This is a genomic window from Streptomyces sp. V4I2, assembly GCF_030817655.1.
Classification (GTDB): Bacteria; Actinomycetota; Actinomycetes; order Streptomycetales; family Streptomycetaceae; genus Streptomyces; species Streptomyces plumbiresistens.
Genome location: NZ_JAUSZM010000003.1, coordinates 9359575 through 9385491 on the forward strand (window position 1 = coordinate 9359575; position 25917 = coordinate 9385491).

Below are 25917 nucleotides of genomic sequence, written 5' to 3' on the forward strand. Positions count from 1 at the left end.
ATCCTGCCCGGCAGGACCACAGCATAGGCGGGGGAGTCCCGGGGGCCCGGCGGCGCCGGACCCTCGGGCGGTACGGCCGGGCGGTCAGCCGGCCCGGACGGTCCGGGTGCGGGCGGTGACCCACTCGGCGCGCACCACGGCCGCCGTCTTCCCGGCGCCGTCCGCCTCCCCCGGTAGGTACACCGGGGCGTCCGCGTGCAGGGGCAGCAGCCTCAGCCGCAGACCGTCCGCGCGCAGGGCGTCGGCGGGCAGCCGGTCGAGGCCGATGTCCCAGACCCGCCCCGAGAAGAACTGGTCGGCGACGAGCACGTCCCCCACGTACGCCCGCCCCACGTCACCGGTCCAGTGCAGGCGCAGCAGGGTCCCCGGCGGCAGATCGTCCGGCACCTCGACGCGGTACTCGGCGGCGACGGTGTCGAAGTACTTGTCCGCGGGCGCGCTCGCCCGGCCCTGCACACCGGTCGTGGTCTCGGGCGCCGGACCGGCGGGCCGGACCAGGGTGACCTGAGGGACGTCCCCTGCGCTTCCGCGCGACGGCGCCCGGTAACGGGTGAACACCCCGTCCGCCTCCGGGCTCACCGTCACCCCGTCCACCACCGGCGCCCGCTCCGGCGCGGGCAGCACCGCGAACGACACGGGCGCCTGTGAGCCGTGCAGCCGTACCTCCTCGTGGTCGAAGACGACCCCGTCCCCGCACAGCACCAGCCGCTCGGCACCCCACGCCTCGCCCCGGTAGGCGGTACGAGCCGTCGCCGCGTCCAGGACCAGCAGGCCGACCCGTCGGCCGTCCGTCGTCTCCACCTCGACCAGGGCGTCGGTGCCGGGCCGCAGCCCGGTGACCAGCAACCGGCCGCCGACGGGCGTGACCTCCCCGGTCGGGGAGCCGACCGACGCCACCGTCGACGCGTCCAGGGCGAGTTCGGGAGCGATGCCCTCGGTCGCGGCCAGCACCAGGACCGTACGGCCGTCCGCCTGGACCGTGCACACCGGCTGGGCGGTGGCCCACTCCAGCCGCAGCCCCGCCACGTCGAGCCGCAGCGGCCAGCAGAAGTAGGCGCCGCGAGGGACGGTGACGGGGACACTGGGCAGGGTCAACTCGTCGGAGCCATCCGGGAATTCGATGGTGAACGACGTGTCCGGGTGGTCCGGCAGCGGCTCGTGCGGCTGGTGGTTGTTGACGAACAGGAACCCCGAGGTGCCGTCGCTGCGCACGGCCCAGCGCAGGGTCTCCCGGTCGTTCTGAGCCGGAGGCTGCCACTCGGGCAGCACGGACTCCATCGGCGCGACGGCAGGCCCGAAGTCCGCCAGCATGAGGTGCTGCAGCCGCAGTTCGTGGTACGTCCGCCGGTACTGACCGTACTCGCCGAGCGGGGCCTGGAAGTCGTACGTCAGCACGGGCAGGTCGTTGGGGTAGCCGGTGGCGTGGGACTCCTGGAGCGTGGTGAGTTCACCGGCGGGGTTGGTGCCGCCGTGGAACATGTAGAAGCCCTGCCAGACCGAACCGCAGCCGATCTTGGTGAGGCCGAGCGCGCCGATGTCGTCGGGGTCCACGCGCGGCCTGCGGTGGTACGACACCGCCATGCCGCCGCCCAACTCGCAGGTGGCCCAGGGAAACCGGTCTGCGAAGGCGTCCGGCTCGCCGCCGCGCACGGTGGTGGGCCTGAGGTCGGCGCCGATGCCCTCGTCGTCGCGCTGGTGGGTGAAGAAGAAGTGCTTGCGGCAGGTGTCGGGCCAGCCGCCGTCCGCCTCGGTCCAGAAGGTCTCGGTGTAGCCGCCGTACAGCGGAAGCAGCTCGTCGGGCGGGAGCTGGACCCCGCCCCAGGCGGTCGACGTCCACAGCGGGGCGCTCATTCCGGCCTCTTGGGCCATGCGCTTCAGGGTGAGGAGATGGCCGGGCTGGTCGTAGAGCTCGTTCTCGACCTGGATCGCCACGATCGGGCCGCCGTGCGCGCGGTCGAGGCCGCGCAGCTGCTCGGCGATCACCGCGAACCAGGTGCGTACGGGCTCCAGATAGGCGGGGTCGTCGGTGCGCGGGGTGCAGTCGCGGGCCAGCAACCAGTCGGGCAGGCCGCCGCCCCGGACCTCCGCGTGCGACCAGGGGCCGATGCGCGGGATGAAGTCCAGGCCGTGACGGGCGCACAGCTCGGCGAAGCGGCGGAGGTCGCGGTCGCCGTCGAAGCGGACGCGGCCCTCGCTCTCCTCGTGGTGGATCCAGATGATGTAGCTCGCCACGGCGGTCACGCCGCCCGCCTTCATCTTCAGCAGCTCCTCCTCCCACTCGCTCGCCGGGTAGCGGGAGTAGTGGAATTCGCCGGAGACCGGGAACCAGGGACGCCCGCCGCGGATGAGCCAACGACTGTTGACCTCGATCGGATCGGGCACGCCCGGGGCGTCGGAGAAGGGCAGATGTCCGGCCGCCGGTGGCCCGGCGGGGGAGGGGACGCGCAGCCGGTGCGGTTGGGCCATCAGTCGTTCTCCGGTCCGAGGTCGGGAGTGTCGGTGAGCTGGGCGCGGGTGCCGGTGGTGGCGTGCAGCTCCAGCAGGACCAGTTCGTTGGCGCCCGGACGCAGGACCGGGCCGGGGACGTACAGCGTGCGCTGCGGACCGCGGTTCCAGTAGCGGCCGAGGTGGAAGCCGTTGATCCAGGCCTGGCCCTTGGTCCAGCCGGGCAGGGCGAGGAAGGTGTCCGCGGGGGTGTCCACCTCGAACGTCCCCCGGTGGAAGGCGGGTACCGCGTCCGTGGCCGCGTCGGACGGCACGAACGGCACCGCGCCCAGGTCGCCCAGCGGGACGACCCGGCACTCCCAGCCGTGCAGGGCCTCGCCCTGGAAGGACACCGGGCCGAGCAGCCCCTTGGGCGCGCCGATCCGCGGCCCGTAGTTGACCCCGCCCTGGTTCTCCACCAGCACCTCGAGGACGGCACCGGGCTCCGGCACCCGCACGGCCAGCGTCTCGTCGTGGCGTTCGCGCTCCAGTACGCCGACGGAGGCCCCGTCCACGAAGACCTGGGCGCGGTCGCCGACACCGCCCGAGAAGCGCAGCAGACCGTCGCCCGAACCGGGAACGGTGGTGCGGTACAGGACGTAACCGGTGTCCACCCCGAGGTCGTTCGCCGTCACCGGGTCCTCGCTGCGCTCTACGCCGTCCAGTGTGCGCAGATACGGCAGCAGCGGGGCCCGGCGGTCCAACTCGACGGTCGTCGCCGGGAGTTTGGGGCCCGGCGCCGGGGCCGGCTCGTCGGGGACCGGCGCGTGCCGGGCGATCACCTCGCGGAAGGCGTGGTACTTGGGTCCCGGGTCGCCGCTCTCGGTGAGCGGGGCGTCGTAGTCGTACGACGTGACGGTGGGCTCGTAGGCGTGCTTGTGGTTGGCGCCGTTGGTGAAGCCGAAGTTGGTGCCGCCGTGGAACATGTAGATGTTGACGGAGGCGCCGGCGGACAGCAGCCGGTCCAGGTCGGCCGCGGCGTCGGCCGCCGACCGGGTGTGGTGCGGCCCGCCCCAGTAGTCGAACCAGCCGATCCAGAACTCGGCGCACATCAGGGGGCCTTCGGGCTGGTGGGTGCGCAGTGCGCCCAGATTCTCCTCGACCCGGCTGCCGAAGGTCGCCGTGGCGAGCAGGCCGGGCAGGCTCCCCGCGGCCAGGTGATCGGCGCCCGCCTGGTCGCAGGTGAACAGCAGCTCGCCGACACCCCGGGAACGCAGCGCCTGTTCGACGTGCTTGAGGTACGCGGTGTCGTCGCCGTACGCCCCGTACTCGTTCTCCACCTGTACGGCGATCACCGGCCCGCCGTTCGCGGCGAGGTGCGGCAGCAGCGGCGGCAGGAGCTGGTCGAGGTAGCGGTCGAAGGCGTCGGTGAAGCGCGGGTCGCTGGTGCGCAGCCGGATGTCGGGGTCCGAGACCAGCCACGCGGGCAGTCCGCCGTCGTCCCACTCGGCGCAGATGTACGGCCCGGGGCGCAGCAGCACCTGCAGGCCCTCCGCCTGCGCCAGCCGCAGGAAGCGGGGCAGGTCGAGCGGGCCGTCGAGGACGAGGGTGCCGGGCACGGGCTCGTGCAGGTTCCAGGGCAGGTACGTCTCGACCGTGTTGAGGCCCATGAGGCGTGCCTTGCGCAGCCGGTCGGTCCACTGGTCGGGATGGACGCGGAAGTAGTGCAGGGCCCCGGAGATGATCCGGAACGGCTCGCCGCGCAGGAGGAAACCGTCGGACGAGGTCGTCAGAGCGGGCATGCGGGTGCTTCCCTTCGGGTCGCTTCGGTTCGGGTACGACAGCCGGTGCCGGTCCCGGTTCACCGGGTGCGTGTGCTGCGGATGAGCCAGAGTGTGGCGGCCAGGCACAGCGCCGAGACACCGCCGAGCAGCAGCGGTACCGACCGGACGCCGGCCTCCTCGATCGCCTTGCCGAGCGCCGGTCCCGCCGCGACCCCGCCGACCATGGACGCGGCGATGACCAGGGCTCCGGCCCGCCGGGCGCTCGGGGCCGCCCGGTGCAGCCAGGGCAGGCCGGTGGGGAAGATCGGGGCGATGAACAGACCGACACCGGCGTACGCGTACGGTGCGAGCGCCGGGACCGACGCCAGCAGCAGACAGAGCGTCATGCCTGCGCAGGAGACCGTGATGATGGCCTGGGCGGAGAAGCGCAGGGCGATCGGCGCGACCAGGAACCGGCCGACGGTCATCATCAGCCAGTACACGGAGGTCGCGGTCGCGGCGACCCCGGCGCCGTATCCCACGGTCTCCAGATGGGTCGGCTCCCAGCCGCCGACGCCCGCCTCGATGCCCACGTGCAGCACGTACAGCGCGACGAACACGGCGAGCACCGAGCCAAGACTGCGGCCCAGGACCCGCCGGTCACCGGTCTCGGGTCCGTCCGTTGGCCCGGGCGCACGGTCGCGTACGCCCTTCAGGCACAGCAGCAACGGCAGGTTGGCGAGCGCGAAAGCGAGGAAGACCGCCGGGTAGCGCTCGGCGCCGATCATGCCGATCAGCGCCGGGCCGAGGATCGCGCCGATGCCGAAGTGCGCGTTCAGGATGTTCAGCATCGCGGTCGAACGGCGGCCGAAACCGACCGCGAACAGCTGGTTGAGGCCGTAGTCGATGCCGCCGAAACCGAGCCCCGCCAGCAGTGCCATGACCAGTGCGGCCGGCCAGTTCGGAGCGAGCGCGAAGCCCGCCGCGCCGACCGCCATGAGCAGGTACGAGGCGCCGAGGATCTGCCGGTTGCCGAGGCGGCCGTAGAGCCGGTCGAAGAGCAGCACACCGGCCACCCCGCCGACGAAGTGGGCGCTCAGCCCCAGCCCCGCGGCCGAGGGGGACAGCCCGAACTCGTCACGGAACGCCGGGATGGCCGGCCCGTACAGCGCCTGGAGCACGCCGATGAGGACGAAGCCCACACAGGAGGCCACCACGGCGGCGGGGCTGAAGACCGGGGTGTCCGGCCGTACTTCGATGGACGGCATCGGTCTGCTGCTGTCGACAACTCGTTCTTCTCCCGGCACAGCACACCTCTCGTTGGCTTCGACCGTTGTGATGTTACCGGTAACATCACGCCCGTCAAGATCCCGGACGGGGATCGGTGCGAGGGGTGTATTGGACTGTCAGTCCAGAGATTGGACGTGTAGTCTAGAAGACCTGGTTGCGGCAGGAAGGGCGGGTGTCGGTGGGCGAGACGAGTGGGGAGGCGGAGCGGGACGCGGTCATCGCCGCCCTGGTCCCGGTGATCGACGGGATCGCGGCGACGTTCGGCCCGGTGTGCGAGGTGGTGCTCCATGACTACCGGCGCCCGGAGCAGTCGGTGGTCGCCATCGCCGGCTCCGTGACGGGGCGCGTGGTGGGCGGCGCGATGAGCGAGATCGGCATGCGGATCGTCGCCCGGGGCGAGGAGGCGGCCGACGAGCTGAACTACGTCACCCGGACCCGGACCGGCCAGACCCTCAAGTCGTCCACGATGGTGCTGCGGGACTCCACGGGCGCGGTGTTCGGCGCGCTGTGCGTGAACCTGGACGTCACCGCGCTCACCGAGGCCCACACCGTGCTCGGAGCGCTGACCGGCATCGACCGGCCGCCCGCCGAACTGCCGGTCACCACCTTCGGCAACGACATCGACTCCGTCGTCGACGTCATCCTCGACGACCACCACCTGAGACAGGACCGGGCGTGGGCGGGCCTCGACCGCGCGGCCCGCCTGGAGCTCTTCCGCAGCCTCGACGAACGCGGGGTGTTCGCGGTGCGCCGCTCGGTCGAACAGGTCGCCGGCCGGCTCGGCATCTCCCGCGCCTCCGCGTACAGCTACCTCTCCCAGGCCCGGGCCGCGACGGAGGCGACCCCCGACTCCACCGACTCCACCGACTCCACCGACTCTTCCGGAGGACACGCGTGACGACCACCACCCCGCCGGTCACCCTCGACGACATCCGTGACGCGGCCGCCCGCCTCAAGGGCGTCGCGCACCGCACCCCCGTGCTGCGCTCCCGCACCCTCGACGCGCTCGTCGGTGCCGAGGTCTTCCTGAAGTGCGAGAACTTCCAGCGCGTCGGGGCCTTCAAGTTCCGCGGCGCCTACAACGCGGCCTCGCGGCTGACCCCGGACCAGCTTGCCCGGGGCATCGCCACCTACTCCTCCGGCAACCACGCCCAGGCCGTCGCCCTCGCCGCCCGCGAGCTCGGCACCACCGCGGTGATCGTGATGCCGCACGACGCCCCGGCCTCGAAGCGGGACGCCACCGCGGGATACGGCGCCGAGATCGTGACGTACGACCGCTACACCGGCGACCGCGTCGCCATCGCCGAGGCCCTGGCGGCCGAACGGGGCCTCGCGGTCATCCCGCCGTACGAACACCCCCATGTCATCGCCGGGCAGGGCACGGCGGCGCTCGAACTCCTCGAAGAAGTAGGCGAGTTGGACGCGCTGATGACTCCGGTCGGCGGTGGTGGACTGATCGCGGGGAGTGCCACGGCGGCCAAGGGCCAGTACGCGGACCTCCGGATGATCGGCGTGGAGCCGGAGGCCGGGGACGACACCAAGCGGTCCCTGGAGGCGGGCCGGCGCATCGAGATCCCCGTGCCGCACACCATCGCCGACGGCCAGGCGCTGCACACACCCGGCGAACTCACCTTCGCCGTCAACCGGCTGCTCGTCGACGCGATCGAGCTGGTCTCGGACGACGAGATCCGGGAGGCGATGCGATTCGCCTTCGAGCGCCTGAAGATCGTCGTTGAACCGAGCGGCGCCACACCGCTGGCCGCCCTGCTCGCGGGCCGGATGGGCAGCCTGCCCCGCCGGGTCGGGGTGATCATCTCCGGGGGGAACGTCGACGCCGAGCGCTTCGCCCGCCTGTGCGGGGGCACGGACTGACACGGAAGGGCCGTCACCCGAATGGCGGTTCCCGGTCGGCGGGCGGACCATGGAGTGGTGGGGCGCGGCCCCGTCGTTGCCGCTCGCGGTGGGCGGGAGGCGGAGACCGGCCCCGGCCGTATAGAGCCCGGCCGGAAGGGAGAGCCGTCATGATCGAGGTGAAGACGCTCGACAAGCCGGACGAGCGCCGCGATTTCCCCCGGGGCCATCTCGAAGCCGTCCACCTCAGTGGACTCGACTTCGCTGTGGCCACCTTCGAACCGGGCTGGCGCTGGTCGGAGTCCGTGGCCCCGATCGCGGGCACGGACAGCTGTCAGATCCACCACAACGGCTATGTCGTGCAGGGGCGTATGCGCATCCGCATGGACGACGGCGGCGAGGTCGAAGTGGGTCCGCACGACACCTTCGTGTGCCCGCCCGGACACGACGCCTGGGTCGTGGGTGACGAACAGGTCGTGGTGTACGACTTCGCCGGAGGCATGGCGAAGGAGTACGCGAAGGCCGACTGACACCCGTCGAGGGCGCGCGCCTCACACGGTGACGACCACCTTGGCGCGCGCGTGCTCGACCTCCAGATACCGCATCGCCTCGGGCACCTCGCCCAGCGGATACGTGCGGTCGACGACCACGGCTGCTGGCTGCGCTGGGGCAACGACTTCCAGAACCCGGCCATGGCACAGGAAGACCCCATGTGCTGGCAGGCCTGGCTGGACAACCCCAACGCCATGTGGAACTGGAACGGCCTGTACCGCAACGGCTCCGTCGGCAACCTCCAGGCCATCATTCCCGACGGGCAACTGTGCAGCGGCGGCCACACCGAGGGCGGCCGCTACAACTCCCTGGACACTCTGGGCCCGTGGAAGACGACGGACATCGCCGGCGACTTCACCGTGAAGCTCTACGACCAGGCCAGCCACGGCGCCGACTACTTCCTGGTCTACGTCACGCGCCAGGGTTACGACCCCACCACCCAGCCGCTCAAGTGGAGCGACCTCCAACTGGTGGCCCGCACCGGCAAGTACGCGCCCAGCCAGAACTACTCGATCCCCGTGAGCACCTTGGGCTCAGCGGCCGCCACGTCGTCTACACGATCTGGCAGGCCTTGCACATGGACCAGACCTACTTCCTGTGCAGTGACGTGAACTTCCGCTGACGCGCGTAGCCGAATCCCCGCCGGACCCACCGAGTCCGGCGGGGATTCGGCGAGGGGTTCTCGCCGTTCGGGGCCGTCGGCCTCGCCAAGCTGTGCGAAGCCGTCTTCATCGCGGCCTCCGCCGACGAGCTGCAGGCGCTGCGCGAACTCGGCCCCCGGAGCAGACCGAGCCCCGCGAGGGCGACGAAAGCCGCCCGCGACGAACTCACCCGCCGCGCGGGCGGGTACGTCCAGGCCGACGTCGGCGCCTGGCTCGCGCACGCACGGGCCGCGCGCCCCGGGCACTGTCCGACCCGGCCGACTGCCAAGCCGCCGCCGGCCTCCTGCCCCGCCCCGGTCGCTCGCGCATGCCGCGCCGTCACCGAACTCGCCCCGCGCGGGTGTCGGCCGGCCGGCGTTCGCGGCCCGGATCGCCGTCGCCGAACCCGAGGCCGTCGGAGAAGCGGTCGTCGATGCGGCCGCGCGGCACGCGGTCCTTGGCGTCGGCCTGATGTATGGCCCAGAGCACGTGCGACTCGTGGTCCGGTTGGGGTCGCTCGCTGGTCCGGTCGTCGCCTGTACGGTGCATTCTTCTCATCTCGCCCTCAGGGGCGCTCACCTGCCTAAATGATCAAAGGAGGCGGCCGCTGGGCCTGGTCGGGTGACCCATCCGTCCGTATCTCGTGTTGCAGACCTGACGGTCTGTCGGTTCCCTCAGGAGCAGAGCACAACAAACGTGCCGCGCATTCCGGCCGGCCACTGCTTCCTCGGAGGAACTTCATGCGTATCAAGTGTGTAGGCGCCGGCATCGGTCTGGTTCTCGGTGCCGTCGGCCTGTCGAGCCCGGCCGCCGTAGCCGCGAGCGGCCCCACCGGTGATTCAAATATCCACATCAGCACGAGATACGCCGCCCCGGGCTCCACCGTCACCGTCAGCACCACAGCCTGCGGCTCGGAGACCTATGGGAAGGGTGAGGCTGAGGCAGGAGGCTCGTTTCACCTTTTCTCGGGCGACCGCGAGGGCGTACTGACCGGCGAATTCAGGGTGCCGGATGGAACCGAGGCCGGTGGTTACACCGTCACCCTGAAGTGCCCGCCCCGAGTCAAGGTCACGGGCACGTACCAGGTCGGCACAGGCGACCCCAGCGGCGCGATCGACGCTGGTTTCGGGGCGGCGAACGACAAGGGCGCGCAGCTTGCCCTCGGGGCAATGCTGCTCGCCGGAGCCGCCGCGGGAGGCGCGATCAAGATGCGCCGGCGCCCGGCCGGCGCCCGCCCTTGACGCTCTGCTCTGCCGTCCCAGCCCCCGGCCCGTGTCGGTCCGGGGGCTCGAGGACCACCCCGCCTTCACTCCTTTCGGCCGCGAAGCGGAGGCTCCACAGCGATGGAACCCGGGTACGAGCCCGTTGATCCTTCTCCCTCGGTCGCCCCCTCCACCAAGTTTCTCGCCTGCGCTCTGGTGGCGGGCATGGCGCTGGTGATGACGGCGCTCCGGGGCGAAGAGCCTCCGCAACCTTCGGCCGCGCAGTCCTTCTCCTCCTCCGTACGACCCGGTCCCAGCAGCACCGCCTCGGCCCACCCCTCTGTGCCGGCGCTGCCCCCGTCGGATCCGGTCCGTCTGCGGGTCCCCGCCATCGGCGTGAATGCCCCGATGACGGAACTGACCCTCGACGAGACGGGGGCACTGCGCCCGCCGTCGGCCGATATGCCAGGCTTTGCCGGGTGGTACGGCGACGGCACGCCTCCCGGCTCAGTGGGGACAGCCGTCACGACGGGACATGTCGACACGCCGGAAGGCCCCGGGGTCTTCTACCGCCTCGGGGCACTGGCCAAGGGCGACACCATCGAGATCACCCGGGCAGACTGGCGAACAGCCGTCTTCACCGTCGACGCTGTGGAGCTCTACGACAGGGAGGCGTTTCCGGACGAGAAGGTCTACGGCAGATCCCACCGGCCCGAACTGCGCGTGATCACCTGTGGGGGTGAATACACGGAAGAGACCGGCTACCAGGGCAATGTCGTGGTCTATGCGAGGCTGACCGCGGTGACGTGACAACACCGCCACTCACGTTCTGGACCGGCCCGCCTCCGCGCCGTAGACGACGAGGAGCGAATAAGCAGCGAACCAAGGGTCTCGGATCCCTCGTACGAGGTCGGCCAGGAGGACGTCGACGCGGCAGCGGTCCCTTCTCAGAAGCGCTGCGGCGGCACGGCGGGAAGCACTCGGCCGCAGTGATCCAGATGATCATCGCGGCGTGGCGCTACGTCCCCCGGGCTGTGCGAACCCCCTGGCGGTACGTGGGCCTCGCGGCTGTGTGTCCTTCTGGCCGGCCATGTCCGGGTAGGGCCTGTTTGGGTCGAGCCGTCTGGGCCGGCGGCCGGCGCCGTCCTCACGAGGGTCGACCGCGGCCGGCCCCGTGCGTCAGACCGGCAGCAGCCGCCCCACGAGGGCGCTGAGCTGCCGGGCGTTGCGGCACTCGTGCATCTCGACGACCTCGGCATAGTCGGGGGCGGCGGAGTCGCCCGTGCCCCACTGGGAGCGCGCCTCCGGGTTCAACCAGTAGACGCGGCGGGCTTGTCGGGCGATCCGGCGTACGGCGGGCAGGTTGGGGTCGCTCATGTTCGTACGGGCGTCACCGAGGACGAACACCGTGGTGCGCGGGCCGACCGCGTCGCCGTAACGCTCCGCGAACTCGCCCAGCGCGACGCCGTAGTCGCTGCTGCCGTGCCAGCCGGTGAGCACCGCCTCGGCGCGGATGCGGGCGCCGAGGCCTTCCGCGTCGGCCGCGCCGTGCACGAGAAGCCGGGTCACCTCGTCGATCCGGTTGACGAAGGCGAACACCCGCACCTTGCTGAACTGGTCGTGCAGCGCCTGCACCAGCAGCATCGTGAAGTCCGAGAACCCGGACACCGACCCCGACACATCGCACAGCAGCACCAGTTCGGGCCGGGCCGGACGGCGCCGGCGCAGCACGGGCCGCATCGGCACCCCGCCCGTCGACAGCGACCCGCGCAGGGTGCGCCGCAGATCGATGCTGCCGCGCGCGGCCCGGCGCCGACGCGCGGCCAGCCGGGTGGCGAGCTTGCGGGCCAGCGGCTGCACCGTCCTGCGCAGTTCGGCCAGCCGGTCCTTCCCGGCGAACAGGAAGTCCACCCGGTCGGCGGTCGGGGCCACCGCCCGCCGCGCGATCTCGTCCCGGCCCCGCCGCTCGGCGACCCGCCGCCGCGCCTCCGCGCCCACCATCCGGCGGAACGCCTCGATGCGTCGCCGGATCTCGTCCTCCAGCAGCCGGTCCGTGAACCCCGGACCGCCGCCCTGCGCCCGCATGTCGTCGCGCACACGGGCGAGCAAAGTCTGCGGGCGGATCCGGTCGAGTGCCTGGTACGACGACCAGCCGTCCGAGGCCGGCGAGGAACCGTATCCGCCGAAGCCGTCGACCGCCTCGGCCGCCAGCCCGGCCATCAGCGCCCGGTCGTTGGCGGCCAGTGCGGCCGCGAGCCGTTCGCGCAGGTCGTCGCGGTCCGTGGCCTGCGTCTCCGGCGCTCCCACGCCTCGCGGGAAGTACAGGTCGAAGACCGGGTCGAACACGGGTCGTTGGGCCGTGCCGTGCAGGAGCGTCGCCGCCAGCCCCTCCCGCAGCAGCTCGCGGTCCGCGAACCCCAGGGCCGCCACCGCCTGTGCCGCGTCCACGGTCTCGCCGGTGCCGACGCGGATGCCGTGCGCACGCAGCGCGCCGACCAGGGACGTCAGCCGCTCCGCGACACCGGCCGGGGTACTCACAGAGATCCCAGGTCCAGCTTGGCACCGGCCTTGAGGACGTCGTCCTGGTGCTTGAGCAGCACGCCGAGGGTGTCGCGTACGACGGTCTCGTCGAGCGTGCCGGCGCCCAGCGCGAGGAGCGTGCGCGCCCAGTCGATGGTCTCGGCGACCGAGGGCACCTTCCGCAGGTCCATGGCCCGCAGTGCGCCGACCACCCGGACCACCGACTCGGCCAGCGCCTCGTCGAGGCCCGGCACCTTCAGCCGTACGATCCGACGTTCCAACTCCTCCTCCGGGAACCCGATGTGGAGGAACAGGCAGCGCCGGCGCAGTGCCTCGGACAGCTCACGGCTCGCGTTCGAGGTGAGGACGACGAAGGGGCGCCGGGTCGCGGTGATCGTGCCCAGTTCGGGGACGGTGACCTGGAAGTCGCTGAGCACTTCCAGGAGCAGACCCTCGACCTCCACGTCCGCCTTGTCGGTCTCGTCGATCAGCAGGACCTTAGGATCGTCGCCGCGGATCGCGGTCAGCAGCGGACGGGGGAGCAGGAACTCCTCGCTGAAGATGTCCGTGCGGGCCTCGTCCCACGTCTCGTCCCGGCCGGCGCTGATGCGCAGCAACTGCTTGGCGTGGTTCCACTCGTACAGCGCCCGGGACTCGTCGACGCCCTCGTAGCACTGCAAGCGCACCAGCCGTGCCCCCGCGACCTGCGCCACGGCCTTGGCGAGCTCCGTCTTGCCGACCCCGGCGGGGCCCTCCACGAGGAGTGGCTTGCCGAGACGGTCGGCGAGGAAGACCGTCGTGGCGACGGCGGGCGAGGCGAGGTAGCCGGTTTCGGCCAGACGTGCGGAGACGTCGTCGACGGAAGTGAACAACGGGAGCCTCCAGCTCGGCGGCGGGTACCTGGACCAGCACACTATCTAAGCGCTTGTTCAGCGCTTGTGTCACCAGGAATCCGGTGATCCGAAAACAGCGGGCGGCCGTCGGGGCGGCCGCCCGCTGTCGAACGTGCTCACGCAGCCACCGCGACCGCCCCCACGGCCGGAGTGCGCAGCACCCGCCGGGCCGTCGCCAGGCTCGTGCCCAGCGTGGCCGCCGCCGCGACCGACACGACCGCCAGCCAGATGCCGAGGCCCTGATGCGGCAGGACCGAGTCGGTGCGGACCACGGTGAACGGGATGATCCCGGCCAGCGCGGCCACCGTGCCGAAGAACAGACCCGTGACCGTCAGGATCAGCCCCTCCGTGCCCACCGTGCCCAGCACCTGCCCCGGAGTCGCCCCCGCGAGGCGCTGCTGCCCGAACTCCCGGCGGCGGTAAGTGGTCGCCGCGTACAGCGAGTTGACCAGCATCACGCAGACGAACACCACGATGATGCCGACGACCGTGAAGTTCAGCGTTTCCAGGTTCTTGGCGTCGACCGACTTGGTCAGCCCCGAGGCCTCGACCGCGTCGCTCTCCACCGCCTGCATGTACAGCGTGGCCGTGGCGACCGCCGTGAACAGGATCAGCGACATCAGGATCCCGGCGAGGTGGTCCGCCCGGCGGCGCAGGTTGCGCACCGCCAGCCAGCCGCTCGCACCGGTCAGCGGCAGCCGGTCCAGCACGCCCTTCAGCAGCCGCGGCGACAGCAGCGCGAAGCCCACCGACAGCAGGATCGCCCCGTACGCGGGCGCCGCCATCAGCGCCGCGTCCGTCGCCGAGATCGCGAAGGTGGAGCACACCGCCGCGGCGCCGGTGACGAGGGCGGCGTACGCGAAGAACGTCCTCCCCCTGCCCCGCCGTTCGTGCCCGCGCGTCGCCCGCCGTACGGCGAGGAACGCGGCGCCCGCCGCCGCGAGCAGCGTGATGTCGACACCCGACAGCAGCGCGATCGCACCGAAGGAGTGGTCGACGGACCGATCGACCTGCCCGCTGTCCTGGAACACCTCCAGCAGCGCCTGCCCGCCGAGCATCGCCGGGCCGATCGCCAGCACCGCCCCCACCAGGGCCACGGCCACCGCCTCACCCACCACCATCCGCTTGAGCTGCGCCGGAGTCGCCCCCGAGCAGCGCAGCAGCTCCAACTCGGCCGCACGCTGACGGACGTTGACCGTGAGCGTCGAGGCGACGGCGAAGAACACCAGGAGGGTGCCGTAGCCGCCGACCACGCTCGCCGCGGTGGTCAGCGTCTCGGCGCTCACCGAGTCGACGCCGCTCTGCGCCGCCGTGTCGTGCATCGAGTTGAACGTCATGATGATCGCCGCGCCCAGGAAGGCGGACAGCAGCGTCGCGAGGAACCGCCCGGGCCGCTGCCGGATCGACCGCATCGCCAGCATGAACATCGCTCACACCCCCGCCGTCATGTCGTCGCCCAGGTGCGCCAGCCGCTCGGCGACCGCGTCCGCCGTAGGGGCGTCCATCCGCCCGGCCAGCCGGCCGTCGGCGAGGAACAGCACGGAGTCGGCGTAGGAGGCGGCGACCGGGTCGTGCGTCACCATCACCACGGTCCGGCCGTGCACGCCCACCGCCTGCTGGAGCAGCCGCAGCACGTCCCGCGCGCTGCGGGTGTCCAGGGCGCCGGTGGGTTCGTCCGCGAAGATCACCCTGGGTTCGGTGACCAGCGCGCGGGCGATCGCCACGCGCTGGCGCTGGCCGCCGGACAACTGGTCGGGACGGTGCCCGAGCCGGTCGCCCAGGCCGACGGACGTCAGCACCTCGCGGGCCCGCGCGCGATCCACGCGCCGCCCGGCGAGCCTGAGCGGCAGCACCGTGTTCTGGGCGACGGTCAGCGTGTCCAGCAGGTTGTACTGCTGGAACACGAACCCGATCCGGCCCCGCCGGAACTTCGTGAGCTCGGCCTCGCCGCCTCCGGTCAACTCCGTGCCGTCCACCCGCACGATGCCGCTGTCCGGCCGGTCGAGGCCGGCCGCGCACTGCAACAGAGTCGACTTGCCGGAGCCCGACGGTCCCATCACCGCGGTGAAGGTGCCGCGTCCGAGAGTGAGGGTGACGCCGTCAAGGGCGGTCACGGCACTCTCGTCCGTCCCATACGTCTTGGTGACCTTGACCAGCCGCAGTGCTTCGGCGGCGGGTCCCGTGTCGTGCGTACGTCGCGAGCCTGCGCGAAACATCGTCATCACTCTCCGTCCGGCACGCCGTGTGCCTCGCTCAAGAAGCTACGGAGACGGCGGGCGGAGCACATTGGGCGCAGGACCCGTATGGAGAGGTGTACTCAGTGACACCCACCGCCCGATATGGCCGATATGGAAAGGCGAATTGTCAGTGGCGCCTTGTACGTTGCGGACATGGGGATGTATCTGGTCAGTGTCGGTCGGCAGGAATGGTTCAGTGACGACGAGGGTCTCGGCGGGAAGGGCGCGATCGCCTCGGCGTTCAACGAGGAACTGAGACTGCGCGGGCTGCCGCCGTACGAATCCGTCCCGGAGCTGGGCCCGGCCCTGTGGTTCGAGGAGAAGCTGAGCCTTCCCATGACCGGGTTCAGCGCGTTGTGTCGTGCGCATCTGACGCCCGAGGAGGAAGAAACCCTCTGTGGCTGGTCGGAGATGGTGCCGATCTCTCTCGACGAGGAGATCACGCTGCCCGTCGGCGGTGCCTACACGGTCATGACGGTGGTGGCGGGGGCGCCTCAGGTACTCGCCGCCGCCGAGCGGCTGGCGTCGGCGATCGGGCTGCCGCCCGAGGTGCCTCAGGTGTTCCCGAACCTCGGCCTGACGATGTGGTTCCTTGACGGACAGGCCAAGGACCTGGCCGCCACCCGGCCGGGACCGTGGAGCGAGGACCTCAACTCGGCCTTCTATGCGGCGCTGTATCTCCGTGCCGCCCAGCACTCACTGCGCTGCGGGGTGCCCCTGTCGTACTCCTGATCCCGTGTCCGCCACCGAGTCGGACTCCACCTGGGCGCCCATCGGTGCAGGTCACCCGACGTGCTGAGGACCACAGCCCGGCGCGCGCCCTCCGTCCGCAGCCGCTCGGCAGCCGGCTCGGCGGGCCCGGCCGGCTCGTCCAGCCGGGCCACCGGCGGCGGGCTGCTCCTGACATACCGGATCCGCCGTCGCAGCTGCACCGGATCGACTCCGGTGATGTCGTCGCCGTTCACGATGATCCGCCTCGAGTCCGGTTCGATCAGGCGGTCACCAGGACGACCTCCAGGGTGCGCGGGCCGTGCACTCCCTCCACCCGGTCCAGCTCGATGTCACTGGTGGCCGACGGCCCGGAGATCCAGGTCAACGGGCGCGTCGGATCGAGCCGTTCGAGGGACTGCGGCACGGAGGCCACGACCTGCTCGGGCACCCGTACGACACAGATGTGGTGGTCGGGGACGAGTGTGATGCGACGGCGGCCCTGGTCGGGGCTGCCGTCCAGGACGATCGTGCCGGTCTCGGCGACGGCCACCGCGCACGCGGTCACCACGCTGTCGACCCGGTCCAGTTCGTACGGGGTGCTCTCCGCCCGGTCGAGGACCAGTTCGGCCTCCGCCGCCGACAGCCACTCGGGGTCCAGCCCCGGCGGTACGACCACGGTCCGCGAGCCCCGCGCGGCCAGCATTCCGGCGAGCGTCGCCGCCAGGTCCGCGGTCGTACAGCGGTGCACGATCGCCCGGTAGTCCGCCAGGTTCTCGGCCAGCAGCTCTACCGTCTGCTCGACACCCCGGTCACCGTGTACGCGCAGATAGTCCCGGGAAACCGCCTGCTCGTACGGCATGTCGTCCTGTTCCACGTCCGCCAGCGCGCGCCGCACCCGGCCCAGGATCCGCTCCCTGCTGCTCACTTCGCGGCCCCCTTGTCGCCTTTTCCGCCCTGCGTACGCTGCCACCAGTCGCGGAACGGTTCCGCCGGAACCGGCGGCAGATCCCGCGTCGCGCTCCACGCGCTGCCGGGGCCCGGCAGCGTACGCGGATGGAAGCGACGGGTCCGCGAGGCGAGCCGCTGGCCGGCGCGCAGCGCCCGGGGGCTCGCGAACGCCCAGCGTGCGGCGCGCATCGCCGCCCGCTCGGCGGCATGCCCCTTCGCCGGCTTCAGGATCACCTTGTTGCCCTCCCGCGTCACCGGGCCGCCCTCCACGACCCGCTCCCGCAGATGCACCAGCACCTCGGGGATGTCGATGGCGACCGGGCAGACCTCGTAGCAGGCCCCGCACAGCGACGAGGCGTAGGGCAGGGAGGCGTCGATCTCGCTCGCCGTGCCCCGCAGTTGGGGGCTGAGGATGGCCCCGATCGGGCCGGGGTAGACCGAGCCGTAGGCGTGGCCGCCGGCCCGCTCGTACACCGGGCAGACGTTCAGGCAGGCGGAGCAGCGGATGCAGCGCAGGGCCTGGCGGCCGACCTCGTCGGCGAGGGTGTCGGTGCGGCCGTTGTCGAGCAGGACCAGATGGAAGGTCTGCGGCCCGTCCTGATCCGTCGTACCGGTCCACATCGACGTGTACGGGTTCATGCGCTCGGCCGTCGAGGAGCGGGGGAGGGTCTGCAGGAACACCTCCAGGTCCCGCCAGGTCGGCACGATCTTCTCGATGCCGACGACCGAGATGAGGGTCTCGGGCAGGGTCAGGCACATCCGCCCGTTGCCCTCGGACTCCACGACCACCAGCGTGCCGGTCTCGGCGACCATGAAGTTGGCGCCGGAGATGCCTACCTTGGCGCGCAGGAACTTCTCCCGCAGGTGCAGCCGGGCCGCCTCGGCGAGTTCGGCGGGCGTGTCGGTGAGGCCCTCGGGGGCCGGGCGGCCCCACTCGCTCATCTCGCGCGCGAAGATGTCGCGGATCTCGCCCCGGTTGCGGTGGATCGCCGGGACGAGGATGTGCGAGGGCCGGTCCTTGCCCAACTGCACGATCAGCTCGGCGAGATCGGTCTCGTAGGCGTGGATCCCCTCGGCTTCGAGGGCCTCGTTGAGCCCGATCTCCTGCGTGGCCATCGACTTGACCTTGACGACCTCCGGCTCGCCCGTCTCCTTGACCAGTCGGGCGACGATCCGGTTGGCCTCGTCGGCGTCGGCGGCCCAGTGGACGATGCCGCCCGCGGCCGTGACCGACTCCTCCACCTGGACGAGATAGCGGTCCAGGTGACGGAGTGTGTGGTCCTTGATCTGCTTGCCGGCCTCCCGCAGTTCCGCCCAGTCGGACATCTCCGCGACGGCTTTCTCCCGCTTGCCGCGAATGGTGTGCGTGGCGTGCCGCAGATTGCCGCGCAGGGTCTGGTTGTGCACCGCCTCGTGCGCGGCCTTCGGGAAGGCCGGGTGGGCGGGCGGGGGAAACACAGGCATTCCTACGAACGTGCCGCTCATGCCGCCGGTTCCTCCTCCGTGCTTGCCAGGATCTCCGCGATGTGCACGGGCCGCATACCCGTCCTGAGCCGGGTCATCGTCCCGCCGATGTGCATCAGACAGGAGTTGTCGGCCGCGCACAGCACCTCGGCGCCGGTCGACTCGGCGTTGCGCACCTTGTCCGTGCCCATCGCCGCCGAGACATCGGCGTTCTTCAGGGCGAAGGTGCCGCCGAAGCCGCAGCACTCGTCGGCGCCCGGCAGCTCGACCAGCTCCAGCCCCTTCACGGCCTGGAGCAGCCGCCGGGGCCGGTCGCCCAGCCCGAGGCTGCGCAGCCCGTGACAGGTCGGGTGGTAGGTCACCGTGTGCGGGTAGTACGCGCCGACGTCCGTCACCCCGAGCACGTCCACCAGGAACTCGGTCAGCTCGTATGTCTTCGGCACCACCGGCGCCAGGGTGGCCGCGAGGGTGTCCCCGCGCCCCTCGGCCCGGGCCCGCTCACCCATCCTCGGATACAGCTCCCGCACCATCGCCCCGCACGAACCGGAGGGCGTGACGATCGCCTCGTAATCCCGGAAGACATCGGAGAAATGCCGGGCCAGTGGTTCCGCCTCATGCCGGTACCCGGTGTTGTAGTGCGCCTGCCCGCAGCAGGTCTGCGCCATCGGGAAGTCGACCTCGACGCCCAGCCTGGTCAGCAGTTTCACCACGGCGCGCCCGGTGTCCGGATAGAGCGTGTCGTTGACACAGGTCAGGAACAGGGCGACACGCATCGCGGCTCCTTGTGATCGATCATCGGATGAGTGAAGCGTAGTCCGGGCCCGGGGGCCCGGGGGAGTCCCCGTCACCTCATGGCGAGCCGGTCCTGCGCCTCGCGCCACCGCCCCGGATCGCCCTGAGGTTCGTACCGGGTGAGCGGCTGGGTACGGGTGAGCAGTCGCCGCATGCCCGCCAGGTCACCGACGAGTCCGTGGGCCCGGGCCTGGACCAGCACGTTCCCGAAGGCCGCCGCCTCTGTCGGACCCGCCACCACCGGCAGCCCGCAGGCGTCGGCGGTCAGCTGGCACAGCAGGGCGTTGCGGGTGCCGCCGCCGACGACGTACACGACGTCGACCGGGTGGTCGGCCAGCCGCTGCGCGTCCTCGACGGCCCGGCGATGGGCGAGGGCGAGGGAGTCGAGGATGCAGCGCGTGATCTCGGCGGGGGACTCGGGCACCGGCTGCCCCGAGACCCGGCACGCCTCGGCGATCCGCTCCGGCATCCGGCCCGGCGCCAGGAACACGGCGTCCCCCGCGTCCACGACCGACCGCAGTGCCGGCACCTTGGCCGCGTCGAGGAGCAGCGCTCCCAGATCAGGGTCGCCCCAGGCCCGTACGCACTCCTGGAGCAGCCACAGCCCCATGATGTTGCGCAGATAGCGGACCGTGCCGTCCAGCCCCAGCTCGTTGGTGAAGTTGGCGAGGCGGCTCTCCTCCGTGAGTACCGGCGCGTCCAGCTCCAGGCCCGCCAGGGACCAGGTGCCGGTGCAGATGTACGCGAACCGCTCGCTGCCCGCCGGGACGGCCGCCACCGCGGACGCGGTGTCGTGCGACCCGACCGCCGTCACCGGCACCGGACCGCTCAGCCCGGTCTCCTCCAGCACCTGCGGCCGCAGCACGCCCGCCGTATCGCCGGGCTGCCGCAGCGGCGCGAACAGTCCGAGGTCGATGCCGAGCCGGGAGGCGACGTCGTACGACCACTCGCGCGTCCGTGGATCGATCAGCTGGGTGGTCGACGCGTTGGTCAGTTCGGTGCCCTGCTCGTCGGTGAGCCAGTAGGTGAGCAGGTCGGGGATGAGCAACAGCCGCCGGGCGTGGGCCAGTTGGGTGGAGGAACGCGCCGCGGTCAACTGGTAGAGGGTGTTGAAAGGGGCGTACTGCAAGCCGGTCGCCGCGTACAGCTCCTCGGCGGGCACGGTCGCCCACACCTTCTCCGCGACGCCCTCGGTCCGCGCGTCCCGGTAGTGCACCGGGTTGCCGAGCAGCGCCCCGTCGGCGTCGAGCAGGCCGTAGTCCACGGCCCAGCTGTCGATGCCGACGGAGTCGACCGGGCCGGCCGCCCGCAGCCCGTCGAGGACACCCCGGTACAGCCCGAGGATGTCCCAGCGCAGCCCTTCCGGTACCCGGACCGGCCGGTTGGGGAAGCGGTGCGCCTCCGTCAGCTCCAGGCTGTCGGGCCCGACGCGGCCGACCATGACACGTCCGCTGGACGCGCCGAGGTCGACCGCGGCGTACGACTTCACGTGCGCGCTCATCGCAGGAAGGCGGCCGCGACGCCGGCGTCGACCGGGACATGCAGCCCCGTGGTGTGGGTCAGCTCCCCGCCGGTCAGCGCGAACACCGCGTTCGCGACATGCTCGGGCAGCACCTCGCGCTTGAGGATGGTCCGCTGCGCGTAGAACTCGCCCAGCTTCTCCTCCGGCACGCCGTACACGGCCGCCCGCTTCGCGCCCCAGCCGCCCGCGAAGATCCCGGAGCCGCGCACGACCCCGTCCGGGTTGACGCCGTTGACGCGGATGCCGTGCTCGCCCAGCTCGGCGGCCAGCAGCCGCACCTGGTGGGCCTGGTCGGCCTTGGTCGCGGAGTAGGCGATGTTGTTGGGTCCGGCGAACACGGCGTTCTTCGAGGCGATGTAGACGATGTCGCCGCCCAGCTCCTGCGCGATCATCATCCGGGCCGCCTCGCGCGAGACGAGGAAGGAGCCGCGGGCCATGATGTCGTGCTGGAGGTCCCAGTCCTTCGCCGAGGTCTCCAGCAGCGGCTTGGAGATGGAGATCCCGGCGTTGTTGACCACCAGGTCCACGCCGCCGAAGGCGAGCACCGCCGCCTTGAAGGCCTCGGCGATCTGCTCCTCGGACGTGACGTCGACGGTCACGGCGACGGCCTTGTCAGGCCCGCCCAGCTCCTCGGCGACCTGAGAGGCGTTCTGGGCGTCGAGGTCCGCGATCACCACACAGGCGCCCTCGGCGACCAGCCGCTCGGCGATCGCCTTCCCGATCCCGCTGCCCGCACCCGTGACGAGCGCGACCCGCGTCGCCAGCGGCTTGGGCTTCGGCATCCGCTGGAGCTTGGCCTCCTCAAGGGACCAGTACTCGATACGGAACTTCTCCGACTCCTCGATCGGCGCGTACGTCGAGACCGCCTCGGCCCCGCGCATCACGTTGATCGCGTTGACGTAGAACTCGCCGGCCACCCGCGCGGTCTGCTTGTCCTTGCCGAAGGAGAACATGCCCACGCCCGGGACCAGCACGATCGCCGGGTCGGCGCCCCGCATCGCGGGGGAGTCGGGCTCGGCGTGCCGCTGGTAGTAGGCGGCGTACTCCTCGCGGTACTCCGCGTGCAGCTCCTTCAGCCGGGCGATCGCCTCGTCGAGCGGAGCCGTCGGCGGCAGGTCCAGGACCAGCGGCCGGACCTTGGTCCGCAGGAAGTGGTCGGGGCAGGAAGTGCCGAGCGCGGCGAGCCGCGGGTGCTCGGCCGCGCCGAGGAAGTCGAGGACGACCCCGGTGTCGGTGAAGTGTCCGACCTGCGGCCTGTCCTGGGACGCGACGGCACGGACGTACGGCGCCAGGGCCGCGGCCCGCTCCCGCCGCTCGCCCTCGGGCAGCGCCTCGTACCCCTCTATCACCGGGCCGAACGGTTCGGGCCTGCCACGCTCGACGAGGAACGCCTCCGCGGTCCGGATGATGTGCAGCGAGTTGCGCTCGCACTCCTCGGACGTGTCACCCCACGCCGTGATCCCGTGCCCGCCGAGGACGCAGCCGATCGCCTGCGGGTTGGCCTCCTTCACCGCCGCGATGTCCAGCCCGAGCTGGAAACCGGGCCGCCGCCACGGCACCCACACCACCGTGTCGCCGAAACACTCGGCCGTCAGCTTCTCCCCGTCCGCCGCACAGGCCAGCGCGATCCCGGAGTCCGGGTGCAGATGGTCCACGTGCGCGGCCCCGACCAGCCCGTGCATGGCGGTGTCGATGGAGGGAGCGGCACCACCCTTCCCATGCAGGCAGTAGTCGAACGCGGCGACCATCTCGTCCTCGCGCTCGACACCGGGGTAGACATCGACGAGCGCCCGCATCCGGTCCAGCCGCAACACGGCCAGCCCACCCTCGGTGAGCGTCCCGAGGTCACCACCGGACCCCTTCACCCACATCAGCTCGACATCGCCACCGGTGACGGGGTCGGTATCGGTGCCCTTGGCGGACGTGTTGCCGCCGGCGTAGTTGGTGTTACGGGGATCGGCGCCGAGCCGATGGGAACGAGCGATGAGGGCGGCGGCTTGGGGGTGGGGTGCCATGTCTCTTCAGTCCTTCTTGAAAACGAGGGTTCGGACAGCGCCCCTCCAGGGGCGCGGGGAACTGCGCGACCAGCACATACGGCCCGCAGCCTGCAACCGGTGTTACCCGGCAGACGCAATGCAGCCGTTCACGCCCCCCAACCCGCCTGTTGGCCACCGACCCGCTCTTCCACGATCTTCTCGGCCCACCCGGACCGCCGATACGCGCCCATCGGGTCGGGCTCGAGCCCCATCTCCTCGCGAAGCGAACGGAGCAGCGGCCGCACATCCGTGTTGTACGCGTCCATGATCACCGCGTTCGCCTCCAGCACGTCCCCCGACCGCTGCGCCGCATCCAACGCCTCCCGGTCCACGAGCAGCGCCTTCGCCGTAGCCTCCTGGACGTTCATCACGGACCGGATGATCGCCGGAATCTTGGCCTCGATGTTGTGACACTGGTCGAGCATGAACGCCACGTCGGGGGAGAACCCGCCACCCCGGATCACCTCGTACATGATCCGGAACAACTGGAACGGATCCGCGGCTCCCACCATCAGGTCGTCATCCGCGTAGAACCGCGAGTTGAAGTCGAACGCCCCGAGCTTCCCCTCCCGCAGCAGCGTGGCGACGATGAACTCGATGTTGGTCCCGGGGGCATGGTGCCCGGTGTCGACCACGACCTGGGCCTTCTCACCGAGCTTGAGGCAGTGGGCGTACGCCGTGCCCCAGTCCGGCACATCGGTGTGGTAGAAGGCGGGCTCGAAGAACTTGTACTCGAGCAGCATCCGCTGGTCGTCGCCGAGCCGCCCGTACACCTCGGCCAGCCCTTCGGCCAGCCGGTCCTGCCGCTCCCGGATGTCGTCCTGCCCGGGGTAGTTCGTGCCGTCCGCGAACCACAGCTTCAGATCACGCGAACCCGTCGCGTCCATGATGTCGACGCACTCCAGCAGGTGATCGACCGCCTTGCGCCGCACCGCCGCATCCGGGTGACAGATGCTGCCCAGCTTGTAGGCGTCGTCCTGGAACGTGTTCGAGTTGATCGCGCCCAGCTTCACGCCCCGCTCCTCGGCGTACTTCGCCAGCTCTGCGTATGCGTCGGAGCCGTCGACCTTGTCCCACGGGATGTGCAGCGCGACGGTCGGCGCCACGCCCGTGAACTCGTGGACCTTCGCCGCGTCCGCGAGCTTCTCCCACGGATCGCGGGGAACACCGGGCTGCGCGAACACCTTGAAACGCGTCCCCGAGTTCCCGTACGCCCACGACGGCGTCTCGACTGCCTGGGTCTTGAGAGCGGCCTTCACCGCAGCGAGATCGGTCACTTGGGGCTCCTCTGTCAGCCGTGTCGTATGAATCGATTCAAAGCGCGAAGCTATGGCTCCCCCGTAGGGGTGTCAAGAGTTCCGGCAAAGCCTGCTGCCCGTGCTCTGACCGTGACCTTTGGCTATCGAAAGTTTTTCGAGGCGGACCATTGACGTGACATGGCTGGCGCGCCTAACGTCCCGGCAACCAAGTTGAAACCTTTCATGACGCTGTGACGGCTTCCGCCGGCGTTGTCGAGGAGCCCCTCATGACCCACCCGTCCGAAGCGGGTCCGGCCCCGGTGCTGTCGCTCAAGGACGTCTCCAAGTCCTTCGGAGCGGTGCGCGCCCTGCGGGACGTGTCCCTGGAACTGTTCCCCGGTGAGGTGCACGCGCTCGCCGGTGAGAACGGCGCGGGCAAGTCGACCCTCATCAAGACCCTTGCGGGGGTGCACCGACCGGACACCGGCCAGGTGCTCCTCGACGGCGAGCCCGTCCTCTTCCACGGACCCGGCGACGCCCGCGACGCCGGTATCGCCGTGATCTACCAGGAGCCCACGCTCTTCCCCGACCTGTCGATCGCCGAGAACATCTTCATGGGCCGCCGGCCGCGACGCGCTCTCGGCCGTATCGACCACAAGGCCACGCACGACGCGACCCTGGCCCTGATGCAGCGCCTCGGCGTCGAACTCGACCCCGACCGTCCCGCCCGCGGCCTGTCGATCGCCGACCAGCAGATCGTCGAGATCGCCAAGGCCCTCTCCTTCGACGCCCGCGTCCTGATCATGGACGAGCCGACCGCGGCCCTCACCGGCAGCGAGGTGGCCCGTCTCTTCGGAGTCGTCCGCACGCTGCGCGAGCAGGGCGCCGCCGTTCTCTTCATCTCGCACCGCCTCGAGGAGATCTTCCGGATCTGCCGGCGGGTGACCACCCTGCGCGACGGCGCCTGGATCGCCAGCGAGCCGATCGAGGGCATGACCGAGGACGACCTCGTACGCCGCATGGTCGGGCGCGACCTCGACGAGCTCTACCCGAAGCAGGACGTAAAGCCGGGTGAGGTCGCCCTGAGCGTGCGGCGACTGACCCGGGAGGGCGTCTTCACCGACGTGTCCTTCGACGTACGGCGCGGCGAGATCGTCGGCCTTGCCGGACTCGTCGGCGCCGGCCGCACGGAGGTGGCCCGGGCCGTCTTCGGTATCGACCGCTGGGACGCGGGCGAGGTCACCGTGGACGGCCGCACGCTGACCAACGGCGCCCCGTCCACCGCGATGGCCGCGGGCCTCGCCCTGGTCCCGGAGGACCGGCGCGCCCAGGGCCTGGTGATGGACATGTCCATCGAGCGCAACATCGGGCTCACCGGACTCCGTACGACCGTCAAGGCCGGTCTCGTCGACCGCGGCGCCGAACGCAGCCGCTCCCTCGACTGGGCCGTCAAGCTCCAGGTGAAGTACGCCAGGATCGCCGACACCGTCAACACCCTGTCCGGCGGCAACCAGCAGAAGGTCGTCCTGGCCAAGTGGCTCGCCACCGGCCCCAGGGTGCTGATCGTCGACGAGCCGACCCGTGGCATCGACGTCGGCACCAAGGCCGAGGTGCACCGGCTGCTCAGCCAGCTGGCCGCCGACGGCGTCGCCGTTCTGATGATCTCCTCCGACCTGCCCGAGATCCTCGGCATGGCCGACCGCGTGCTCGTGATGCACGAAGGACGCCTCGCCGCCGAGATCCCGCGCTCCGAAGCCACCGAGGAAACCGTGATGGCCGCGGCCACCGGGAGGGCCGCCGCATGATGCCGACAACTTTCTGGAGGGCCGCCGC

22 protein-coding genes and 2 pseudogenes are annotated in these 25917 nt (G+C 71.2%); 8 read left to right on the forward strand and 16 right to left on the reverse strand.

Annotation, left to right across the window (positions count from 1 at the left end):
• Window positions 1-84 precede the first annotated feature (84 nt).
• From QFZ76_RS43665 to QFZ76_RS43675, 3 genes are read right to left on the reverse strand one after another with little or no spacing between them, the layout of a single operon-like run.
• Complete coding sequence (locus tag QFZ76_RS43665; protein WP_307678882.1) at window positions 85-2466, reverse strand: beta-galactosidase; 2382 nt, start codon at window positions 2464-2466, stop codon at window positions 85-87.
• Window positions 2466-4226, reverse strand: a complete 1761-nt coding sequence (locus tag QFZ76_RS43670; RefSeq protein WP_307678883.1) for a beta-galactosidase — start codon at window positions 4224-4226, stop codon at window positions 2466-2468. The genes QFZ76_RS43665 and QFZ76_RS43670 overlap by 1 nt, the downstream gene beginning before the upstream one ends.
• 59 nt (window positions 4227-4285) lie before the next feature.
• Window positions 4286-5455 carry a sugar MFS transporter gene (locus QFZ76_RS43675; protein WP_307678884.1) on the reverse strand — a complete coding sequence of 390 codons (1170 nt, stop codon included), beginning with the start codon at window positions 5453-5455 and terminating at the stop codon, window positions 4286-4288.
• Window positions 5456-5649: 194 nt separating this feature from the next.
• Here QFZ76_RS43675 and QFZ76_RS43680 point away from each other — a divergent pair, with 194 nt between their 5' ends.
• The 3 genes from QFZ76_RS43680 (at window position 5650) to QFZ76_RS43690 (ending at window position 7858) form a co-directional block, all read left to right on the forward strand.
• Entirely contained in the window at window positions 5650-6375 is a 726-nt protein-coding gene (locus tag QFZ76_RS43680) for a transcriptional regulator (RefSeq protein WP_373464569.1), read from the forward strand.
• Window positions 6372-7349, forward strand: a complete 978-nt coding sequence (locus QFZ76_RS43685) for a threo-3-hydroxy-L-aspartate ammonia-lyase (RefSeq protein WP_307678886.1) — start codon at window positions 6372-6374, stop codon at window positions 7347-7349. The genes QFZ76_RS43680 and QFZ76_RS43685 overlap by 4 nt, the downstream gene beginning before the upstream one ends.
• Window positions 7350-7498: 149 nt before the next feature.
• Window positions 7499-7858, forward strand: coding sequence for a cupin domain-containing protein (locus QFZ76_RS43690; RefSeq protein WP_307678887.1), 360 nt, complete (start codon window positions 7499-7501; stop codon window positions 7856-7858).
• Between the two features lie 21 nt (window positions 7859-7879).
• Here the strand turns inward: QFZ76_RS43690 and QFZ76_RS43695 are convergent, their stop codons facing one another.
• Window positions 7880-7978: a zinc-binding dehydrogenase gene (locus QFZ76_RS43695; protein WP_373464447.1), complete on the reverse strand. Its 99-nt coding sequence runs from the start codon at window positions 7976-7978 to the stop codon at window positions 7880-7882.
• Between QFZ76_RS43695 and QFZ76_RS43700 the strand changes: the two are divergent.
• Window positions 7958-8502: pseudogene (locus QFZ76_RS43700) on the forward strand (lytic polysaccharide monooxygenase). The gene QFZ76_RS43695 and the pseudogene QFZ76_RS43700 overlap by 21 nt on opposite strands.
• A 358-nt stretch (window positions 8503-8860) precedes the next feature.
• On the opposite strand, the gene QFZ76_RS43705 reads toward QFZ76_RS43700, so the two are convergent.
• Window positions 8861-9070, reverse strand: a complete 210-nt coding sequence (locus QFZ76_RS43705; protein ID WP_307678888.1) for a hypothetical protein — start codon at window positions 9068-9070, stop codon at window positions 8861-8863.
• Window positions 9071-9261: 191 nt separating this feature from the next.
• Here QFZ76_RS43705 and QFZ76_RS43710 point away from each other — a divergent pair, with 191 nt between their 5' ends.
• Both QFZ76_RS43710 and QFZ76_RS43715 read left to right on the forward strand, forming a co-directional pair.
• The gene (locus tag QFZ76_RS43710; RefSeq protein WP_307678889.1) at window positions 9262-9762 is read left to right on the forward strand and encodes a sortase; all 501 of its coding nucleotides are present in this window, start codon (window positions 9262-9264) and stop codon (window positions 9760-9762) included.
• Between the two features lie 186 nt (window positions 9763-9948).
• On the forward strand, window positions 9949-10533 hold the full coding sequence (locus tag QFZ76_RS43715) for a class F sortase (RefSeq protein WP_307680303.1): 585 nt from the start codon (window positions 9949-9951) through the stop codon (window positions 10531-10533).
• Window positions 10534-10902: 369 nt separating this feature from the next.
• Here QFZ76_RS43715 and QFZ76_RS43720 read toward each other — a convergent pair whose 3' ends face one another.
• From QFZ76_RS43720 to QFZ76_RS43735, 4 genes are all read right to left on the reverse strand, one after another.
• Window positions 10903-12261: a VWA domain-containing protein gene (locus tag QFZ76_RS43720; RefSeq protein WP_307678890.1), complete on the reverse strand. Its 1359-nt coding sequence runs from the start codon at window positions 12259-12261 to the stop codon at window positions 10903-10905.
• A complete protein-coding gene (locus QFZ76_RS43725; protein WP_307678891.1) occupies window positions 12258-13115 on the reverse strand; it encodes a MoxR family ATPase in 858 nt (285 codons plus the stop codon). The genes QFZ76_RS43720 and QFZ76_RS43725 overlap by 4 nt, the downstream gene beginning before the upstream one ends.
• A 137-nt stretch (window positions 13116-13252) precedes the next feature.
• Window positions 13253-14563, reverse strand: a complete 1311-nt coding sequence (locus tag QFZ76_RS43730; protein WP_307678892.1) for an FtsX-like permease family protein — start codon at window positions 14561-14563, stop codon at window positions 13253-13255.
• A 3-nt stretch (window positions 14564-14566) separates the two neighbouring features.
• Window positions 14567-15358 (reverse strand): ABC transporter ATP-binding protein, encoded by a 792-nt coding sequence (locus QFZ76_RS43735; RefSeq protein ID WP_373464448.1) that lies wholly within the window; start codon window positions 15356-15358, stop codon window positions 14567-14569.
• Window positions 15359-15526: 168 nt separating this feature from the next.
• On the opposite strand from QFZ76_RS43735, the gene QFZ76_RS43740 reads away from it, so the two are divergent.
• Window positions 15527-16105, forward strand: coding sequence for a hypothetical protein (locus QFZ76_RS43740; protein ID WP_307678893.1), 579 nt, complete (start codon window positions 15527-15529; stop codon window positions 16103-16105).
• A 170-nt stretch (window positions 16106-16275) separates the two neighbouring features.
• On the opposite strand, the pseudogene QFZ76_RS43745 reads toward QFZ76_RS43740, so the two are convergent.
• The 7 genes and pseudogenes from QFZ76_RS43745 to rhaI all read right to left on the reverse strand — a co-directional run.
• A pseudogene (locus tag QFZ76_RS43745) lies at window positions 16276-16374 on the reverse strand (ABC transporter ATP-binding protein); the annotation flags it as partial.
• The gene (locus QFZ76_RS43750) at window positions 16365-17009 is read right to left on the reverse strand and encodes an LUD domain-containing protein (RefSeq protein ID WP_307678894.1); all 645 of its coding nucleotides are present in this window, start codon (window positions 17007-17009) and stop codon (window positions 16365-16367) included. The pseudogene QFZ76_RS43745 and the gene QFZ76_RS43750, both read right to left, overlap by 10 nt.
• Window positions 17006-18517, reverse strand: a complete 1512-nt coding sequence (locus tag QFZ76_RS43755) for a LutB/LldF family L-lactate oxidation iron-sulfur protein (RefSeq protein ID WP_307678895.1) — start codon at window positions 18515-18517, stop codon at window positions 17006-17008. Before QFZ76_RS43755 ends, QFZ76_RS43750 begins: the two co-directional genes overlap by 4 nt.
• Window positions 18514-19269 (reverse strand): (Fe-S)-binding protein, encoded by a 756-nt coding sequence (locus QFZ76_RS43760; protein WP_307678896.1) that lies wholly within the window; start codon window positions 19267-19269, stop codon window positions 18514-18516. Before QFZ76_RS43760 ends, QFZ76_RS43755 begins: the two co-directional genes overlap by 4 nt.
• 71 nt (window positions 19270-19340) lie before the next feature.
• The gene (locus QFZ76_RS43765) at window positions 19341-20789 is read right to left on the reverse strand and encodes a rhamnulokinase family protein (protein ID WP_307678897.1); all 1449 of its coding nucleotides are present in this window, start codon (window positions 20787-20789) and stop codon (window positions 19341-19343) included.
• Window positions 20786-22825 carry a bifunctional aldolase/short-chain dehydrogenase gene (locus tag QFZ76_RS43770; protein WP_307678898.1) on the reverse strand — a complete coding sequence of 680 codons (2040 nt, stop codon included), beginning with the start codon at window positions 22823-22825 and terminating at the stop codon, window positions 20786-20788. Before QFZ76_RS43770 ends, QFZ76_RS43765 begins: the two co-directional genes overlap by 4 nt.
• A gap of 128 nt (window positions 22826-22953) precedes the next feature.
• Window positions 22954-24123, reverse strand: coding sequence for an L-rhamnose isomerase (gene rhaI, locus QFZ76_RS43775; RefSeq protein WP_307678899.1), 1170 nt, complete (start codon window positions 24121-24123; stop codon window positions 22954-22956).
• 248 nt (window positions 24124-24371) lie between these two features.
• Between rhaI and QFZ76_RS43780 the strand changes: the two genes are divergently transcribed.
• Window positions 24372-25889, forward strand: coding sequence for a sugar ABC transporter ATP-binding protein (locus QFZ76_RS43780; RefSeq protein WP_307678900.1), 1518 nt, complete (start codon window positions 24372-24374; stop codon window positions 25887-25889).
• Window positions 25890-25917 lie beyond the last annotated feature (28 nt).

Bases quoted from the DNA above. Each gene is read 5' to 3' on its own strand.
- QFZ76_RS43690 (WP_307678887.1), top strand. From the start codon at position 7,499: ATGATCGAGGTGAAGACGCTCGACAAGCCGGACGAGCGCCGCGATTTC.
- QFZ76_RS43765 (WP_307678897.1), bottom strand. From the start codon at position 20,789: ATGAGCGCGCACGTGAAGTCGTACGCCGCGGTCGACCTCGGCGCGTCC.
- QFZ76_RS43670 (WP_307678883.1), bottom strand. From the start codon at position 4,226: ATGCCCGCTCTGACGACCTCGTCCGACGGTTTCCTCCTGCGCGGCGAG.
- QFZ76_RS43715 (WP_307680303.1), top strand. From the start codon at position 9,949: ATGGCGCTGGTGATGACGGCGCTCCGGGGCGAAGAGCCTCCGCAACCT.
- QFZ76_RS43740 (WP_307678893.1), top strand. From the start codon at position 15,527: ATGGGGATGTATCTGGTCAGTGTCGGTCGGCAGGAATGGTTCAGTGAC.
- QFZ76_RS43780 (WP_307678900.1), top strand. From the start codon at position 24,372: ATGACCCACCCGTCCGAAGCGGGTCCGGCCCCGGTGCTGTCGCTCAAG.
- QFZ76_RS43755 (WP_307678895.1), bottom strand. From the start codon at position 18,517: ATGAGCGGCACGTTCGTAGGAATGCCTGTGTTTCCCCCGCCCGCCCAC.
- QFZ76_RS43770 (WP_307678898.1), bottom strand. From the start codon at position 22,825: ATGGCACCCCACCCCCAAGCCGCCGCCCTCATCGCTCGTTCCCATCGG.
- QFZ76_RS43710 (WP_307678889.1), top strand. From the start codon at position 9,262: ATGCGTATCAAGTGTGTAGGCGCCGGCATCGGTCTGGTTCTCGGTGCC.
- QFZ76_RS43665 (WP_307678882.1), bottom strand. From the start codon at position 2,466: ATGGCCCAACCGCACCGGCTGCGCGTCCCCTCCCCCGCCGGGCCACCG.
- QFZ76_RS43730 (WP_307678892.1), bottom strand. From the start codon at position 14,563: ATGTTCATGCTGGCGATGCGGTCGATCCGGCAGCGGCCCGGGCGGTTC.
- QFZ76_RS43760 (WP_307678896.1), bottom strand. From the start codon at position 19,269: ATGCGTGTCGCCCTGTTCCTGACCTGTGTCAACGACACGCTCTATCCG.
- QFZ76_RS43705 (WP_307678888.1), bottom strand. From the start codon at position 9,070: ATGCACCGTACAGGCGACGACCGGACCAGCGAGCGACCCCAACCGGAC.
- QFZ76_RS43735 (WP_373464448.1), bottom strand. From the start codon at position 15,358: ATGACGATGTTTCGCGCAGGCTCGCGACGTACGCACGACACGGGACCC.
- QFZ76_RS43675 (WP_307678884.1), bottom strand. From the start codon at position 5,455: ATGCCGTCCATCGAAGTACGGCCGGACACCCCGGTCTTCAGCCCCGCC.